Raw genomic sequence first — 19,180 nt, forward strand, 5'->3', positions numbered from 1 at the left:
CTGGTGATGGAGAAAGAAGTATTTAACTTGTGCAGCTTAGTGAAAGAGCAGGTAGAAAGTTTTGGCCTTACCCAAACATCGCATCAAATTGATATTGTAAATGAAGAAGATGCTATGGTATTTGCCGATAAGGTACGTACCGGAAGCGTAGTCACCAATTTGCTCTCTAATGCGGTAAAATACTCACCTAAGGCAAACCAAGTAATAGTAAGTGTGAAAGTAGCAGGGCCGGAAGTAATTGTTAGGGTACAAGATTTTGGTATTGGTATTCCGCAGCAAGAGCAAAGTCGGCTTTTTCAGCGGTTTGGCAGAACCGAATCTATCAAAAAAACTACTATTCCTGGTACTGGTTTAGGCTTGCATCTGGCTGCCGAGCTTATCAAGTTACAAGGAGGAACTATTGGTCTTTCTACACAGGAAAATCAAGGGTCAACTTTTTATTTCACTTTACCTTTATATGAGAGCTTTAATGTAAATACAGGTTCGCTCGAAAATACATCAAAATTCAGTCATTAAGGTTTTTATGCTGGTTGATATACCGGCCTATTAAAATCAAATAGGTTGTTCTGCATGGGGCAGGCAACAACAAGTTTTAACGGATCAATAATTATTATTATTGATCCGTTAAAGTTAATACCAATTGTGTTTCCTGATTTAAAAGTTGCAGGTGATTGGCTAAAAAGGTATCATCAAAAGTGGCGAGATGCTCAAAGTCGCCAGCTAACTTGGCAACTACCTGCAAGCCGGCAGATGTTGCTGTGCCATACAGCTTATGTCCTAGCTGGTTAATGCCTTGCAAGTCATGACTTGCAATCAAAGTTTTAATTTGCTGTTGTGTTTGTTTAAGCTGTTCACGGGTTAGCACTAAAACTTCTTTTATTAATTCCTCATCGTCACCCACATATTTTTTAAGGGTGTTGATATCAAAATGTGCTTCCGGAATGTTGTCGTCAATGTTTTGATTGGGAACTGGGGTATGAGCTACCATAAGCCATTTATTTAACGTAATAGCTATGGTATCTTCTACAACTGGCTTTACTACAAAATCGTCCATTCCAGCTTCCATGCAGTTTTCCCGTTCGCTTTTTACATTACCAGCCGTAAGTGCAATAATCGGTGTGTTTTTATGCTGTGGCAGCTTTTTTATGGCTTTAGTTGCTTCGTAGCCGTTCATTTCGGGCATTTGTACATCCATGAAAATCAAATCGGCTTTTTGATTTTCGCATACCTTCACAGCCTCCAACCCGTTAGTAGCTTCAATAAGCTGGGCATTAGGGGCAATCCGTTTCAGAATGGTTTTAGCCAGCAACATATTTACCGGATTATCTTCAGCAATAAGTATAGTTACTTTATCATCGGTTGTGGTAACTGTATCAATATTGTTGACTGGGGCTTTAACCTGATGATTTTTCTGGTATAAGCGCGATAATGCATTATAAATATCCTGCATTTTAACCGGCTTGGTTATACGCTGGTTTACCTGAAGTTTTTCACTGCTCTTGATAACGCTTTCATCGTCTGATGAGCTGGACAACAATATTATTGGTTGTTCTTCTTTATTTGCGTAAAAGCTATCCCTGATTTTGGCTATCGTTTCCAGACCGTTCATATACGGCATGTGATAATCCATCAAAATTACATCATAACGCTGGCCTGAGGCTAGTAGCTGCAAGGCTTCAAAACCGTTCTTGGCAGGTGTGCTTTGAATGTTTTTCAGCAGTAGCATCTGCTTTAAAATTTCACGATTGTTATCGTTATCATCAACAATCAAAACCTGTTTTATATTAGCCGTATCCATCCACTCGATAGGAGCATCCTGTTTGGTTTGCACCTGAATGTCAAAAAAGAAGGTACTGCCAACGCCAGGCGTACTTTGTAGTTGCAGCTTGCTGTTCATTAAACCCAGCAGCTTATTGGAAATGGTTAATCCTAAGCCGGTACCTCCATATCTTTTGGTTGTTGAGCTATCTTCCTGCGAAAAGGCATCAAATATTTTACTTTGCTTGGCCGGTTGTATGCCTATACCCGTATCTCTGACAGCAAATCGTATTACCGACTCATCACCAACACTACGGAGTATTTCAATTTTTAACTCAATCTCACCCCGTTCGGTAAACTTAGCTGCATTGCTTAATAAATTAATCAGGATCTGCTTTAAGCGAACTGAATCCGTCCAGATAAAGCGTGGCAGTTGAGGCGCCAGGTTGAGCAGCATTTCCAACCCTTTGTTTTGAACCTGATAAGTGATAATGTCTGTAGCCTGCGCGCTCATTTCGTACAGATCAGATTGCTCAATATCCAACTCCAGTTTTCCGGCTTCAATTTTTGAGAAATCCAGAATGTCATTAATTATACTCAATAAGGCATTAGCCGACTGGTTTACGATGGATAAGTACTGCTGTTGTGTATCAGTTAGCTGAGTTTTAAGCACCAGATCTGTAAACCCGATTACACCATTGAGCGGGGTGCGTATTTCATGGCTCATATTCGCCAGAAACTCCGATTTGGCTACGCTGGCTGCTTCAGCTTGTACTGTGGCGGCTTTTAGTTCATCTCGTTGCTTAATATGGGCAGTTACATTTTGGGTGAAGATCATGATGCCACCAATGCTGCCGTCAAACTGGTACCAGGGGCGCATCTCCCAAGATAAGTATGCGTTCTGAGCCATACCTTCCAATAAAATGCAGTCTTCTTCTTTACGTTCTATAGCTCCGTTTAATATACGTTGATGCCTGGCTTTACCCTCATCGTTAACAAAGGGAAATAACTCGTAGTAGGAATGTCCAATTACGGGCTTTCCTTTCAAAAAGTACTCTTCCAGCCAGCGGTTACTAACTGCTATATATTGCATATTGTTATCCAACATGGCAACTGAGGCTGGCGTGTTTTCTACGAAAGCAGCTAGAATAGCACGAGATTTACTGATTTCCAGTTGTGCTTTCTTTTGCTCATCTATATCCTGAAAAGTACCAAACAATTTTTTAACAACACCATCTTCTATTACACAATTGCCAATAGTGCGTACCCATATTTCCCGACCTTGAGCGTTCACAATTTGTAGGTCTTGATTCCAGGATTTACCTTCTTGTATAGCTTCGTTAATGATTGTGATAATTTTATCACTGCTTTCGCCTTCTTTATAGAACTTCAATCCGAGGTTCATAGTCGGTTGAAAATCAGATGGAACACCATGAATTTGCTTGGTTACAGAAGTCCAATACACAGTCTGTTTAACTAAATCTACTTCCCACCCGCCAACTTGAGCAACCTCGTTGGTTCTTTCCAGCATATCAGTAGTATGTTTCAGGTTGTTTTCCAGTTCAACCCTTTCTGTAATGTTGGTAGCGTTAGCAATTACATAAGTATATCCATCCGGATTAACAGCTAATACATTGTTGAACATCCATATCTTGGTGTGTCCATCTTTACCAATACTCGGCAACTGCCCTTGTGCACTACCCGTAACCCGAATTTGGTTCAAATAAGCATTCAATTGTTCATGCCGCTCGGGTAAAACCAAATCGTAAAGGCTTTTGGTAAGAATTTCTTCAGGTGTGTAGCCTAAAAGAGAGGCCCCAAATTGATTAAACGACAATAAATTACCTTCTAAATCGTGGGTGCACATTAACCCTTGTACATTCTCGAAATAGGCACGTAGTTTATTTTCGCTATCCGCTAATTTCTGCTCTTTATATATTTGCTCTGTAATGTCACGACCTATGCAAAATAAATTGCCCGTAAGCGGGTCGATAGTAGTAGCCCATTGTATTGTTTTATAATCGCCGCTTTTGGCTAATGAACGGTGTACACCAATAATAGTGGTTTCACCATTCTGGCCATTATATAAGTTATTTAGACCTTGTTGCGATGCAGCCAAATCATCAGGGTGAACCAGATGAGCAATAGGATGACTCAAATTATATTCTTCATCCCATCCCAAAACTTTTTCAAAAGCCGGATTGATTTTCCTGAAGTAACCATCTTTACCCACAATGCAAATCAAATCATCCGATACACTGAAAAGCTTTTCCAGGTTTCGGAGTTCTTCTTTTTGCTGGCGTTCTATAATCAGCTCCATGACTACCTTAGCCAGCAAAGCAAGTGATCTGCGTTGTTTAGGATTTAATTCTTGCGGCTTATGGTCAATTACACATAAAGTTCCTAAGGTATACCCCTGATGGTCAATTAAAGGATAGCCTGCATAAAATTGCAGATTAGAGTCGCCGGTAACCAGTTCGTTATTCTTAAAACGTTCATCTTCCGAAGCATTGGGTACTTCCAACAGGCTATCGCCCATGATGGTGTACTGGCAAAAAGCCAATTCTCTGGGTACTTCATCTACATCAAGCCCAACTTTAGATTTAAGCCACAGCCGGTTTTCATCAATAAGCGATATGAGTGATATAGGGGTATCACAAATCAGCGCTGCTAATTCAGTAATACGATCAAACTCTTCTTCACTCAGCGTATTTAATATGTCGTATTTTTTAAGAGCTACTAGTCGCTCTTTTTCGTTTTCAGGTATCGGATTTACTGGCACAGCAAGATATAGGTTATCGTAATATATACAGTATCAAAATGCTATTGTAAGCTATAAATTAGCTTAACTAAACTGCAATTCTGCTTATATCAGGTTAATTGAAGTAGATGATTATTCTGCAATTCTCCGGTGTTTACGAAAGAATAGCTTTAAAAGATGCAAGTTATATTAGTTGTAGTTAAATTTTTTTGTGGTGGATTCGGCTTATATAACTGCTTCATAAGCAAGGTGTGTTGGTAGGTTTTTCTATATATAAATTTTCACAAGAATTATCCAAGTTATTATAGGTTTTAAGCTTTGTTTAATAACGTTAATCGTGAATTAAGTTATACTATTTGATATAACGTTTTTAGGTGCAGGTTCGTAAAACCAAGTTATATCGCCACAATTGCCTGATCGGAATGATTGCGGGTGAAATAAACTATGCCCCAAAGAGAACTTGAGCGACTTCGGACCGTTAACCGATTTTTAAAACTGGAAATCAGCAAAGAAAAGGAGCTGCAAGAAATTGTAGAACATGCAGCGCAAATATGCGGAGCTTCTATTGCCATGATTACCTTTATGGATGAAGAAGCGCAATACGTAAAGTTTAAAATAGGGACGCAAATTGAGCAACTGGAAACTAAAACTTCTTTTTGCCAGCACACTATTAAACAAGACAAGATTTTTGTGGTACCTAATGCTACTAAAGATACGCGGTTTGCAAGCAATCCTTATGTTGTTCAAGGTCCACAGGTTCGCTTTTATGCCGGTTCACCATTAACTACACAGGATGGGTTTAACCTGGGTACTTTGTGTGTGTACGATGGTAGCCCCAAACAGTTAGATCCTATTCAGGAGCAAATTTTACAAAGTCTGTCTAAGCAGGTAATTCATATTCTGGAATTTGAAGAAAGTTTACAGCTGCTCAAAGATCAGTTTGTTAAATCCCGCCTGGAAGAAACCAAATTGCGTTCGTATTTTGAAAGTTCCAGTTCATGCCATTTGCTTCTGGATACCCAATTGCGGGTAATATCTTTTAACAAAGCACTATCTGATATCATGTCGAATACCTATGGTATACCATTTGGCGTAGGTATGAACGTAACTGATTGCATACATCCGGGTTTTGTTGAGGAGTTTCTGAGAAACTATCACAAAGCGCTAAACGGCGAATCAGTTTTTTCTGATACTTATATTGAGTCTCCCCAAGGTAGTAGTTGCTGGAGTATTTCTTATGAGCCGGCCCGTGATCAGCAAGGAGAAACAATTGGCGTTGCTTATAATGCAACAGATATTACCGAGCAAATAGAGCAAAAAAAGCAGCTAAATGCTCAAAATGAATCGCTCAGGCAAATTGATCATATCCAGTCTAATGAATTGCGAGAGCCAATTAATTCAGTCATCCATTTAATGGATAATATTAAAGAGCAAGATTGCTTTGACACAGTTGTGGAGTTGATGCTTTTGGAAAGAACAGTAAAAGAGTTAAAAGACAAAAGTAACGGCATACTGAATTTTTCGGTAGTCAGTACATAATAAGTGTTTTACACCACGTCAGTATGTCTTATTAAGTAATTATAAATACTTACTACAGCGTAAAAGCTACAGATAACATACCTGAAAACACTGCTTAGTTATTATAAAGTATATCGTTACACCTAAACACTTTTATGTTGCAACAAGAAATTGAGCGCCAGGAGGCTGTTAATCGCCTGTTAAAACTTCAAATAAGTAAGGAGCAGGAACTACAATCGATAGTTAAGTTGGCTGCCGAGATTTGCGGTACACCAACAGCATTAATTACGCTGATTGATGAAAATACACAGTATATACGTTTTAAGCAAGCATTTGATTTTGATACAACGCCGCGGCAAGATGCGTTTTGTAATCATGTAATCAAACATGATGCTGTTATGGTGGTACCTGATGCGTACCAAGACGAGCGTTTTCAAAATAATCCTTTGGTAACAGGTAATCCGAATATCCGCTTTTATGCCGGAGCTCCTTTAAGCACAAAAGATGGGTACAATTTGGGGAGTTTATGTGTAATAGATCAAGTTCCCAGAGATTTGACAATCGATCAGCAGCAAATGCTGAAAATTCTTTCTAAGCAAGCTATTCAAGTGCTGGAGTTTGAAGCCAGTATTCAGGTATTAAAAGACCAGTTTGAACAGGCAAAAAGCATGGAGATGAAAATGCGTGCTTTTTTTGAAAGTTCGGCCTCCAGCCACTTGTTGTTGGATAAGGAGTATCGTGTGCTGACTTTTAACAAAGCACTTAAAGATTTTATCAAGAAGGCTTATGATGTAGAGCTTGAGGTAGGCATAAGCGTTCATCAATTTGTAGAAGAAGCTTACATTGCAGATTTTATTGGTTTTTGTAATGTAGCCTTAGCTGGTAGAACAATCAGACACGAGCACTTACTCAAGATTGCAGAACGCGCTATATGGTGCAGAATTACTTATGAGCCTGCCCGCAATTCAGATGGCGAAATTGTAGGCGTATCTTATAACGCTAGGGATATTACAGAGCGTGTTGAAAATGAACAAGCTTCTCAAGCGCACAAAGCCTCATTAAACCGCATTGCTTTTATACAATCTCACGAGTTACGCCGGCCTGTAGCTACCATTAAAGGGTTGCTGGATTTGTTGGAAATGGATGGTCACGTAGATCAAATTGCAGAATTGAGTTTGATGAAGAAGTCGGTAAATGACATTGATCGTAAAATCAACCAGATTGTTAATTATACCACAGCTTTAGTCTGATTAATAGAGATCATCTACCTTCCGGTTGCGGATAGGTGTAGGTTTCTGACGCAGCTTAGTGAAAAAATAGATGATAAGACCCATAATAAATGCACATAGGCAAATTAATGCGGCAAATGGGTGTTCAATAAAAATAACTACCGTTACAAACCAGTAGCATATAATAAAAAGCAATGGTATCCATGGGTACCATTTTATACGATAAACATTACTAGCATCCGTATTTCTACGTTTTTTTCTTAAAATAAAAATACAAAGGGCCGCCATTGATAAGCCTATGGTATCGAAAAACATAACATAGCTTAATACATTTTGAAATGAGTTTACAAAAAACAATATCAAGAGAACGGCTGCAACAAAAAAGCTCAGACTAAATTCTTGTACCTGGGTACGTGGGTTAACGCGCTTAAACAAGGAGGGGAGTATACCTTCTTCGGCCATAGCATAGTAAACCCGTGGGTTGGCCATTATGTTAACGTTAATATAAGCTAACACCGAAGCAAACATTAATACAGAAACCACTTTATAGCCCACCGAGCCTAAAATAATTCCGGCCAATGTGGCTGCCAGCGCGGGTTGGTGTTGAAGCCCATTAATGCCTAATACCGAATAGTAAGCAAAGTTGATGAGCAAATACAAAGTTATCACCACCAGCATACCGGCAAAAATCGATTTTGGAATATTGGTTCTGGCGTTTATAATATCCCCACCAAAATTGATAGTTTGCTGATAGCCGCCATAGGTAAAGAAAATAGCTACCAAGCTTAGTCCGAAAGCACTAATACTATTTACAGAAGATGAGGTATGGAGTATGGTATGATCTGGAACTGTATTGCTTTTAAAAACAGCTGTACATAACAGTAAAATCAGGCTTATTTTAAATATGATGAGTACGCTTTGTGTCCGGGCGCTGGTTTTTACCCCCAAAAAGTTTACAACATAGAGGATTAGTACCGAGGTAATAGTTGTTAACTTGATACCTAGTTCATTTTGCAATGCAGCAGGCATAATAATCGGGTTTATATACTGCGCTCCAATAAGAGCAACTGCTGCTACCGATGCTGCATTACTTAATACCAGTATCCAGTTAATCATGAAAGCAAATGCCGGATGGAAGCAGTAGGAAAAAACTTTATAAAAGCCGCCGGTGGTAGGATACTCCGAACCTATTTCGGCAAAGGTAAGGGCACCGCAAAAGCTTACCAAGCCGCCAATTAGCCAAGCTGCAAAATATAAACTGGGTTGCCTTAAATATTGAGCTACCTGCCCGGGGGTGGCAAAAATACCCATCCCGATAACTAAGCTGATAACAATCATTGATAAGTCAAACCGGTTAAGCCTGGGCGAAATACTCATGAATTATAATTCAGATAAAGCAATTATTCCCAATAATGGGTATCAGTTATAGTCAAGTGTAAGTATATATGCTTTAATTGAATAACGCAACATTAATTTAATGGTCTTAACACATTATTCTATATGATTATTTACTATCCAAGCTTTAAATATTATAAATTTACCTACAATAAATAACTTGATACAAGAGTTATAAAAGCTTCTATATACCTGTAAAGGTTTTTCAACCGACCTGAAATGACAAAAAAGAAAATATCCATAAAAGATATTGCAAAACTCACCAATACTTCCATTACAACGGTATCATTTGTATTAAATGGAAAAGGACGTACCAGTAAAGATGTTGCTAAACTGATATTAGATACTGCCCATGAAAATGGGTATGAGCCTAACCGTATGGCTGTTGGCCTGCGTACCGGAGTATCTAAAGTTATAGGTTTGTTGGTTGAAAATATTGGTGGTCCGTTTTTTGGCGAAGTAGCTAAGGTAATTGAAGAAGAAGCTGAAAAGTTAGGTTACAGTATTATTTATTGCAGTACCAACAATAGCCTTCAAAAGGGAAGAAATATCATAAAGATGCTTTCGCATCAGGCGGTAGATGGTTATATTATAACACCTTTGAAAGGGTTAGAAAAGGATATCCAAAACATTATAGCTAATGGTAAGCCTGTAGTTTTAATTGATGGCTATTTCCCCAAATTAGATATTCCACATGTGTTGGTTGATAACGCTACCAGCGTCTATAATGCTATTGACTATCTAATTAAAGCAGGTTACCGTAAAATAGGTTTTGTAACGGCCGATCTGGATCTGGTACAGTTGCATGATCGCATGAATGGTTATAAAGAAGCTTTAATCGATCATGGTATTAAAGTAGATAACAAACTTATTTTTAAACTACCGTTTGATCAGCCTAAGGCCACATCAGTAATGGCCATGAAAGGGTTTTTGAAACAGTATAAACAGATGGATGCTGTTTTTTTCTCTGCCAATTATTTAGGTACCATGGGTTTGGAGTGTATTAAAGAACTTGACTTGAGCATACCACAAGACATAGCCGTTGTAAGTTTTGATGATACAGAGGTGTTTAGTTTGTACCCACCGGGCATAACAGCCGTTCAGCAGCCCGTTCATGAAATAGCCAAGTCAGCTATTGATATCTTAATGGCCCAGCTTAGTGACAAAAATTTAGATATGTCAGATACCAAGCTCCATATTCCTGCAAAACTGATAGAACGTAGTTCTACCACACCTAAAAATACTTGATTTAAAGGCTGATCACATTTATCAATCAGCAATGATGTATAAATGTGAATTGTAAAGGTGTGGAATAAACGGATAACCATTTAAAGTAAATCATACTTTCTCAGAGTCAGGTTTATACACATAAAGCTATTACGTGTTTGTTGTTTTATAATAAATTTTGATAAAACGTTTTACTAAACTATTTTTACAGTCGTCGCATAAGTTCATAAACTGATCGCATAAATTTTTGAAACAATTTTTAATATCGCAAAGAGCAATCGAGCGAAATATGCCAGCTTTATGTACTCACAATTAGTAAATTTTTGTATAAACTATATAATCCCAATATAATTTCATGAAAAAAGTAATTTTTCTAAGCTTAGTATTGTCGTTAGTTTACCGTTCAGGTAATGCACAAACTACAGAAGTGTTTAAAAAAAAGGGGTACACCTTAACTGTTATTAACCAAGATGCTACCTTTAGTCCCGAACTGAAAGCGAAGTTAATTAGTACCTTTTGGAAAGTATATCCAGAACTGGAAAAAGAGTACAATTCAAAAACTTCTAAAAAGGTAACCTTCGTAATTGACACCGCTTACCGCGGAGTAGCTGCAACGGATAACGGTAGAGTTGCTTTTAGTGCGAAGTATATGAGCACTCATCCGCAAGATATTGATGTAGTAACGCATGAAGTTATGCACATTGTACAAGATTACGGTGAAACTACCGGGCCAGGCTGGCTTACTGAAGGTATTGCCGATTATGCACGTTACAAATTTGGTGTAAATAATGAAGGTGCTAAATGGGCTTTGCCAGCCTACAAAGCCGGTCAAAGCTATGAAAATAGCTATCGTATTACCGCCCGTTTTTTAGCATGGATAGAAGCTAAAATAAAACCAGGTGCTGTAAAAGCATTCGATAAACAAATGCGTAATCATACCTTTACCGATAATACCTGGAAAGAGGTAACCGGGAAAACTTTAAACGAACTTTGGGCAGATTACACAGCTAATCCTGCTCTGTAACCATACAGCTAATTACGCTATTCATGAAACTACGTACTCTTCTATTATTAACAACCCTGTGTACGGGGGCCTATGCACAGCAACCCAAAGCAACGGCAAATCTGGTTGATTATGTAAACCCCTTAATGGGGTCACAATCTCGTCCAGACCTATCAAACGGTAATACTTATCCGGCTATTGCATTGCCTTGGGGAATGAACACCTGGACGCCGCAAACCGGTACCATGGGCAATGGTTGGCAATACACTTATGATGCCGACAAAATTAGAGGCTTTAAGCAAACCCATCAGCCCAGCCCTTGGATGAATGATTACGGTCAGTTTGCCATTATGCCGGTTACTGGTCATTTGCGCTTTGACCAGGATGCACGTGCCAGCTGGTTTTCACACAAGGCTGAAACCAGTAAACCTTATTACTATAAAGTTTACCTGGCCGATGCTGATGTAACCACCGAAATTACACCTACTGAAAGGGCTGCACAGTTCCGGTTTACTTTCCCAAAGTCAGATAGCTCCTTCGTGGTGGTTGATGCTTTTAACAAAGGCTCATACATCAAGATATTGCCTGCTGAGCGGAAAATTATAGGTTACAGCACCCGCTACAGCCGGGGTAAAATGAGCAACTTCAAAAATTACTTTGTCATCTATCTGGATAAGCCGTTTACTTTAGCTAAAGCATGGCATGGCAAAACGCTGGCCCAAGATTCACTGGAGTTAACCAACGATCATAGCGGCGCAATCATTGGTTTTAAAACACAAAAAGGTGAACAGGTACACTTAAAGGTAGCTTCTTCATTAATTAGTTTTGAACAAGCTGAACTTAACTTAAAACGAGAATTAGGTGCCGATAATTTTGATGCAACCTGCCAAAAAGCTAAAACAGTATGGAATAAAACTTTAGGTCGCTTGGTAGTTGAGGGAGGAAGCCTTGACCAAACCCGAACTTTCTATTCTTGCTTGTACCGTGCTTTGTTCTTCCCGAACAAGTTATATGAACTAGATGCTCAAAACAAAATAGTGCATTATAGCCCCTACAACGGTAAAGTTATGCCCGGCTATATGTTTGCTGGTACGGGCTTTTGGGATACCTTCCGGGCATTATATCCATTCCTGAACTTAATGTATCCTTCCATCAACAAAGAAATGCAGGAAGGATTGATTAATGACTACAAAGAAGGTGGCTGGTTGCCCGAATGGTCAAGCCCGGGTTATGCTGACATCATGGTCGGCAACAATTCAGCTTCTATCGTAGCCGAAGCCTACCTGAAAGGGCTACGGGGTTATGACATTAACAAGTTGTATGAAGCTTTAGTGCATGATGCTAACAATGAAGGTCCTATTTCAGCTGTAGGTCGTTATGGGGTAAAGTACTACAATGAGTTAGGTTATGTACCTTATGATGTAAAAATTGACGAAAATGCTGCCCGTACGCTGGAGTATGCTTATGATGATTTTGCTATATATCAATTAGGCAAAGCCTTAGGCAAGCCGAAAGCAGAGGTTGAGTTATACCGGAAACGTAGTCAAAACTATCGTAACTTATTTGATCCGCAAACGGGCTTAATGCGCGGTAAAAATAAAAATGGCTCTTTTGAAACGCCTTTCAATCCGTTTAAATGGGGTGATGCCTTTACTGAAGGAAACAGCTGGCATTACAGCTGGAGTGTGTTCCACGATATTCAGGGCTTGGTTAACCTGATGGGAGGTAAAAAGCAATTTACCAGTAAATTAGATTCTGTATTTAGTTTGCCACCTATTTTTGATGATAGCTACTATGGCGGTGTAATTCATGAAATACGTGAAATGCAGATAGCCGGTATGGGGCAATATGCACACGGTAACCAGCCTATACAGCACATGATTTACCTGTACAATTATGCAGGCGAACCCTGGAAAACACAATATTGGGCACGTGAAGCAATGAACCGCTTATATAAAGCTACACCGGATGGCTACTGCGGTGATGAAGATAATGGGCAAACATCAGCTTGGTACTTGTTTTCGGCAATGGGTTTCTATCCTGTTTGCCCGGCTAGTGATCAATATGTTTTAGGCGCACCTTTGTTCAAAAAAGTAACTTTAAATCTTGAAAATGGCAAAAAGGTAATTATTTCCGCGCCACAAAACAGCGAAATTAACCGCTATATATCAGTTTTAAAGTACAATGGCAAACCTTATGATTTCAATTGGCTAAGCCATCAAGCACTAATGCAAGGTGCAACTATTGAAGCCGACATGTCTGCTCAGCCTAACAAAAACCGCGGTGTTCAGGATAAAGATTTTCCATTCTCTTTATCACCAGCAACTAAATAAATGAATGGAGCTAACGCCATGAAGCAAGTATTTACAGCACTTTTTATATTATCAGGGTTAACTGCTTTGGGGCAGCAAACCCGTACAACCGAAAAATTAGTTCCGTATGTAAAACCCATCATAGGTACCCAGCGCATGGGGCATACCTACCCGGGAGCAACCGTGCCTTTTGGTATGGTGCAGCTTAGCCCAGAAACCGATACCGTAGGGTATGAGCTTAACGGCAAGTATAATCCGGATGTATATAAATACTGTGCCGGTTATCAGTATGACGATCATACTATTGTGGGTTTTAGCCACACACACTTCAGTGGTACGGGGCATTCTGATTTGGGCGACTTTTTAATCATGCCGACAGTTGGTACCCTAAAGCTAAATCCTGGTAAGGCTGACCAGCCGCACAGCGGTTATCGTTCTGCTTTTTCACACCAACGCGAAGTTAGTGAAGCTAACTATTATAAAGTAAAGCTGGATGATTACAATATTGAGGCAGAATTAACTACCAGTACCCGCGTAGGCTTTCACCAGTACACCTTCCCCAAGTCCGACCAGGCACATATCATTCTGGATATGACGTCGGGTATCTACAACTATCCAGATAAAAATGTGTGGACGTATCTGCATGTTATTAATGATACTTTGGTAACCGGCTATCGGCAAACCAACGGCTGGGCTAAAAACCGTGTATTGTACTTTGCTTTGAAGTTTTCTAAACCATTTATGATGCATGGTTTCCGTAATGAATCTAAACGCGAAGTCTATCGCGGCTTTTGGGGTAAGTTTAACCAGAGCAAAAACTTCCCTGAAATAGCAGGCCCACAAATAAAAGCTTGGTTTGATTTTAACACTACCGAAGGTGAGCAGATTAAAGTGAAAATGGCTTTATCACCGGTGAGTATGGATGGCGCCTTACGCAACATGCAGGCCGAAGTACCAGGCTGGAATTTTAATCAAGTTAAAGCTGCCGGTCAGCAACAGTGGGAGAGTGAACTGCACAAAGTAGTTATTCAATCAGGTAGCCGCGAACAGAAAGAGAACTTTTATACCGCAATGTACCATGCCCTGATTAATCCTACCACCTATATGGATGTTGATGGGCAGTACAAAGGGTTAGATCAGAATGTTCATCAAGCTGATCATTTTACTAACTATACTACTTTTTCATTGTGGGATACATATCGGGCGCTACATCCACTGTTTAATATAGTTGATCCGTTGCGAAATACGGACATGATTAAATCCATGCTGCTGCACTATGAGCAAAGCCCTGAGCATATGCTACCAGTGTGGTCGAATTCTGGAAACGAGAACTGGTGTATGTCAGGTTACCACAGTGTGGCTGTAATTGCTGATGCCGTAGTAAAAGGTAATGCTAATTTTGATGTAAACGAAGCCTTAGAAGCTTGTGTAAATACCGCCCGTCATCGTGATTATGAAGGTATTGGTCTGTATATGGATAAAGGTTATGTGCCTGATGAAAAAAGTGGTGTTTCAGTATCTAATACTTTAGAATACGCATTTGATGATTGGGCTATAGCGCAAATGGCTCAGAAACTTGGGCGTACAGATATTTATAATGAATTCATCAAACGTTCAGAAAACTACAAGAACGTGTATGACCCTAATGTTGGTTTCATGCGGCCTAAGCTGTCAGACGGTACCTTCCGAAAAAGCTTTGACCCGCTTACTACCATAAACCAAGGCTTTATTGAAGGCAATTCATGGAATTATACTTTATTTGTTCCGCAAGATCCGGCATCATTAATAAAGTTAATGGGCGGCAATCAACGTGTTATTCGCTATCTGGATTCTTTATTTACGATGCACCTGCCTGATAAGTTCTTCGCCGAAACTGAAGATATTACACGTGATGGTATCATCGGTAACTATGTGCATGGTAACGAACCTTCGCACCATGTGGCTTATTTATACAACTGGACCAATCAGCCCTGGAAAACACAGGAGCGCGTTCGCATGATTTTACCTAAAATGTACAAGCCAACCCCTGATGGTTTAGGTGGAAATGATGACACCGGACAGATGAGTGCCTGGTATATTTTCAGCTCATTAGGTTTTTACCCGGTAGCACCTGGTAGTGAACAATACGCCTTGGGCAGTCCGGCAGTAAACGGTGCTACCATTCAGTTACCTGCCGGTAAAACGTTAACTATAACAACCAAAAATCAAGGACCTAAAAACGTGTATGTGCAAAAAGTGTTGCTTAATGGGCAGCCACTTAATCGGTTGTACATTACACACAGTGAAATTATGCAAGGTGGTAAGCTAACTTTTTATATGAGCGGTAAGCATAATTAAAATTATAAGCTGATCATTTATTGCTATGCTGCAACAATTTTGTACCTATTACAGAATTGCTGCAGCATTTTTTATTTAAATATAAATGTTAACAGTTAGCAAAAATGAACGTAGGGCGGGTAGTTAATAAGCCGAATTGACTTATAACTACTGTATTTAGCAAATAAAGCTTTTTAGGAAATTCTTTTTTAAATTAAAGTTAGGTTATAAACATAGCTTTATAAGCCATAAATTTCTAACGATGACCTGTAGAATGCTAAGTTTTTTCAATAAAGTTTAATGAAATTTGGTAAAACGTTTTATTTAATTATTTTTGATAAAACGTTTTAGTAATTCTATTTACGTTTAGCCATAATAGTGTGGCAAAATCAACTATCAGAATATTTTACACTTAGTTTTTGAAGTATTGACTGCAAAAATTGATAAAACGATTTATCTTTTGCATAAAAGAAGGAGGATAATGGGTATATAAAGTAATTAAAACACAACATGTGATGAATAACTAAACTCAACAATAATGAATAAAATTTTACAAAAGTGTTTATGGGGTTTGGGGCTTATAACGGCAAGTGCAAGTGCTCAAACAATTCAGGTTACTGGTAGGGTAGTTGCCAAAGATGACGGCTCACCTTTGCCTGGTGTTTCGGTAGTAGTTAGAGGCACAACTACCGGTGTAATTACAAATGGAACCGGTACCTATACTATCAATGTGCCCGCTAAAAGCAGCCTATTATCTTTCAGTTTTATAGGATATATAAGGAAAGATACAACTGCTGCAGCAAATGTGAACTTAAATGTGTCTTTGGTTCCTGATAGCCGACAATTACAGGAAGTTACGGTAACTACAGCATTAGGTATTAAACGTAAAGCCAAGGAGCTGGGCTATGCAACTCAAACTATTTCAGCTAAAGATTTAACTTTAAGTAAGCCAACCAACCTGGCTACAGGTTTAAGCGGTAAAATAGCTGGTTTGCAAATTACCCAGGCTAACAACCAGATTGATGCCGGTGACCAAATACGTGTAGTATTACGTGGTAACCGATCATTCGTAGGTAATAACCAAGCATTATTGGTTGTAGATGGAGTAACGGTAGCCTTAAGCTATTTGAATTCTTTAAACCCGAATGATGTAGAAAGTATCAATACGCTGAAAGGTGCAAACGCGGCTGCTTTATATGGTTCAGAAGCATCTAACGGTGTAATTCTCGTAACTACTAAAAGAGGACAGAGTGACGGTGGGGGGGCATTTACCTATACCAACACTACTATGCTAAACCAACTGTCGTATTTTCCTAAGTTACAATCACAGTTTGGTGGTGGTACAGGCCAAGATGCCTTTGGATTCCCGCAATATACCCCATATGAGAACCAAAACTATGGTGATCGTTTTGATGGCAGCCTGCGCTCTATAGGTCGTACTTTGCCTGATGGTAGTATCCAGATGGTGCCTTACGCAAATTTGCCAAATGAAAAAAAGAAGTTTTTCAATACTGGTCTGGATGAACAAAATGATTTAACTTACTCAGGTGGTGATAAAAGTGGTTCAGTATTTATTAATATACAGCACTTAAATAGTAAAGGTACTACTCCTGGTGATAAGGCAAACAGGACATCTGCTCGTATTAATGGTACCCGGATGTACAAAAATTTGACAGCCAACTACTCTTTTGATTATACACAAAGAAACTACGATAAATCATATGCGCAGGTTTACAATACAGTAATTAATACGCCAGCTGAAATTCCTTTAACCAGCTATAAAGATTTAACCTCATTATATGGCGATCCGAATAACTACTTCAACGATTACTACTCAAGTCCATACTTTGATTTAGCAAATAACCGCCAAAAAGAACGTAAAGATGCTTTACTAGGTAATTTGTCATTAAATTTCAAAGCTACTGATTGGTTAGACTTATTTGTTCGCGGTGGTCTGAGTACCAGTACCATTGTGGGTAAATATACTCGTGGTGCATTTACTTATTCTGATTTCGCTAAAGCTAGTGGTAAATCTATTGCGGTGAACGATATTCAATCATCAACCAGTGATTATGATCAATTTAACAGTCGTTATAATGGAGACTTCCTGGCAACCTTTCACAAACAACTGTCAACTGACTTTAATTTGAAAGTTATTGCCGGTGCACAGTTAACCGATCAGGCACAGCAAAACATCGGTGTAGGTGCTGGTACATTGGTTATTCCTAACTTATTTAACGTAAGTAACGTATCTGGTATTCCATCAGCCAGTGAAAGTACCAGTCGTTATAGAACAGTGGGGGTTTTTGGTGATGTAACTTTAGGTTATAAAGATTACTTGTTTTTACATGCTACTGGCCGTAAGGATAAAGATTCACGTTTAGGTAAAGGTAATCGCTCATTCTTCTATCCATCTGTTGATGCATCATTTGTATTTACGGATGCCATTAAAGCCTTAAAAGATAACCCGATTTTATCATCTGGTAAAATACGTGCGAGTATATCGAAAGTGTACACTGTACAGTTAATTCCTTATCAATTGCAATCTACGTTTAGTACAGGTTCAGGTTTCCCTTATGGCAGTGTGGCTGGCTTTAGTGTAGGCAATACTGTTTATGACCCAAATTTGAAGCCTGAAAAAACTGTTGCAAAAGAAATAGGTTTGGATTTAGGATTCTTGCATAATCGTATTACTTTAGAAGCCTCAGCTTATACTGAGCTGACATCTGATCAAGAGATATATTCAGGTGTTAATATATCAAATGCAACCGGTTTTACCAGTGCTGTTATTAATACAGGTGCGGGCAGAACCCGAGGTATTGAACTTGCCTTAAATGCATCACCTGTTATTTCTTTGCGTAATGGTTTCCGCTGGAACATCGGTGTTAACTACTCTTACAACGAGAACAAAGCTATTTCTGTGTACCAGGGCTTAGATCAATTAAGCATTGGCAATAACAACTACATTGTAGTAGGTCGTGGTTATCCGCAATTATTGGGTAATGATTATGTGAAAGATCCACAAGGTCATGTGGTAGTAAATGCTGTAACCGGTTTGCCGACAGTTAACAATACCTTGGTTGATTTTGGACAAGTTAACCCAAAACATATTTTGGGTATGACTACCAGCTTTAGCTTCAAGAATTTTACACTGGCTGGTACTGCTGAACTTAGAGCAGGTGCTGTGGTGTACAATGGATTTGCCAGCACCCTAGACTTTTCTGGCATTAGCTATACTTCTGCTGAAACTGGCCGCGAGCGTTTTATTTATCCCAATTCAGTTATTCAAACATCCCCTGGTGTATACGTGAAAAATACTAATGTAACTACCAACACAGGCGGGGGCGGTTTTTGGGCTGATGGTATTCGTGATAACGTAATGTCAAACTATGTAACCAGTGCAGATTTTATTAAGATCAGAGAGCTGTCGTTAGGATATGATGTACCTACCCGATATTTGAAACCTTTCAAGTTTGTTAAAAAAGCGAATATTGCTTTAATCGGTAGAAATTTGTTTATGTTCCGACCTAAATCTAACATCTACACTGACCCTGAAATTAATGCTAACACAGACAATGCACAGGGTGTTAATAACTTGAACCAAACGCCTCCAACCAGACTATACGGTTTCACAGCAAGTATTGGATTCTAATTTAAACAG

The 19,180-nt window shown here is 39.1% G+C and carries 10 protein-coding genes; 8 read left to right on the plus strand and 2 right to left on the minus strand.

Translation table 11 applies throughout. The annotated features are described in order from the left end of the window. Positions 1-6 precede the first annotated feature (6 nt). Positions 7-516 carry a sensor histidine kinase gene (locus HH214_RS22135; RefSeq protein WP_390622385.1) on the plus strand — a complete coding sequence of 170 codons (510 nt, stop codon included), beginning with the start codon at positions 7-9 and terminating at the stop codon, positions 514-516. 97 nt (positions 517-613) lie between these two features. Here HH214_RS22135 and HH214_RS15930 read toward each other — a convergent pair whose 3' ends face one another. After that, on the minus strand, positions 614-4,540 hold the full coding sequence (locus HH214_RS15930; protein ID WP_169609267.1) for a response regulator: 3,927 nt from the start codon (positions 4,538-4,540) through the stop codon (positions 614-616). Positions 4,541-4,963: 423 nt separating this feature from the next. Here HH214_RS15930 and HH214_RS15935 point away from each other — a divergent pair, with 423 nt between their 5' ends. Continuing rightward, complete coding sequence (locus HH214_RS15935) at positions 4,964-6,058, plus strand: GAF domain-containing protein (protein WP_169609269.1); 1,095 nt, start codon at positions 4,964-4,966, stop codon at positions 6,056-6,058. Positions 6,059-6,192: 134 nt separating this feature from the next. Beyond that, a complete protein-coding gene (locus tag HH214_RS15940) occupies positions 6,193-7,287 on the plus strand; it encodes a GAF domain-containing protein (protein WP_169609271.1) in 1,095 nt (364 codons plus the stop codon). On the opposite strand, the gene HH214_RS15945 is transcribed toward HH214_RS15940, so the two are convergent. Further along, positions 7,288-8,643 (minus strand): APC family permease, encoded by a 1,356-nt coding sequence (locus HH214_RS15945; RefSeq protein WP_169609273.1) that lies wholly within the window; start codon positions 8,641-8,643, stop codon positions 7,288-7,290. It abuts the gene before it with no gap. Between the two features lie 237 nt (positions 8,644-8,880). Between HH214_RS15945 and HH214_RS15950 the strand changes: the two genes are divergently transcribed. The 5 genes from HH214_RS15950 (at position 8,881) to HH214_RS15970 (ending at position 19,171) form a co-directional block, all read left to right on the plus strand. Then, positions 8,881-9,909: a LacI family DNA-binding transcriptional regulator gene (locus HH214_RS15950; RefSeq protein WP_169609275.1), complete on the plus strand. Its 1,029-nt coding sequence runs from the start codon at positions 8,881-8,883 to the stop codon at positions 9,907-9,909. Positions 9,910-10,243: 334 nt separating this feature from the next. Beyond that, a complete protein-coding gene (locus HH214_RS15955; RefSeq protein WP_169609277.1) occupies positions 10,244-10,912 on the plus strand; it encodes a basic secretory protein-like protein in 669 nt (222 codons plus the stop codon). Positions 10,913-10,935: 23 nt separating this feature from the next. Beyond that, on the plus strand, positions 10,936-13,224 hold the full coding sequence (locus HH214_RS15960) for a GH92 family glycosyl hydrolase (protein WP_169609279.1): 2,289 nt from the start codon (positions 10,936-10,938) through the stop codon (positions 13,222-13,224). Next, complete coding sequence (locus tag HH214_RS15965; protein WP_248282118.1) at positions 13,225-15,540, plus strand: GH92 family glycosyl hydrolase; 2,316 nt, start codon at positions 13,225-13,227, stop codon at positions 15,538-15,540. It begins immediately after the preceding gene. A 517-nt stretch (positions 15,541-16,057) separates the two neighbouring features. After that, positions 16,058-19,171 (plus strand): SusC/RagA family TonB-linked outer membrane protein, encoded by a 3,114-nt coding sequence (locus HH214_RS15970; protein WP_169609281.1) that lies wholly within the window; start codon positions 16,058-16,060, stop codon positions 19,169-19,171. Positions 19,172-19,180: the final 9 nt, after the last annotated feature.

The organism is Mucilaginibacter robiniae (genome assembly GCF_012849215.1).
GTDB classification, from domain to species: domain Bacteria; phylum Bacteroidota; class Bacteroidia; order Sphingobacteriales; family Sphingobacteriaceae; genus Mucilaginibacter; species Mucilaginibacter robiniae.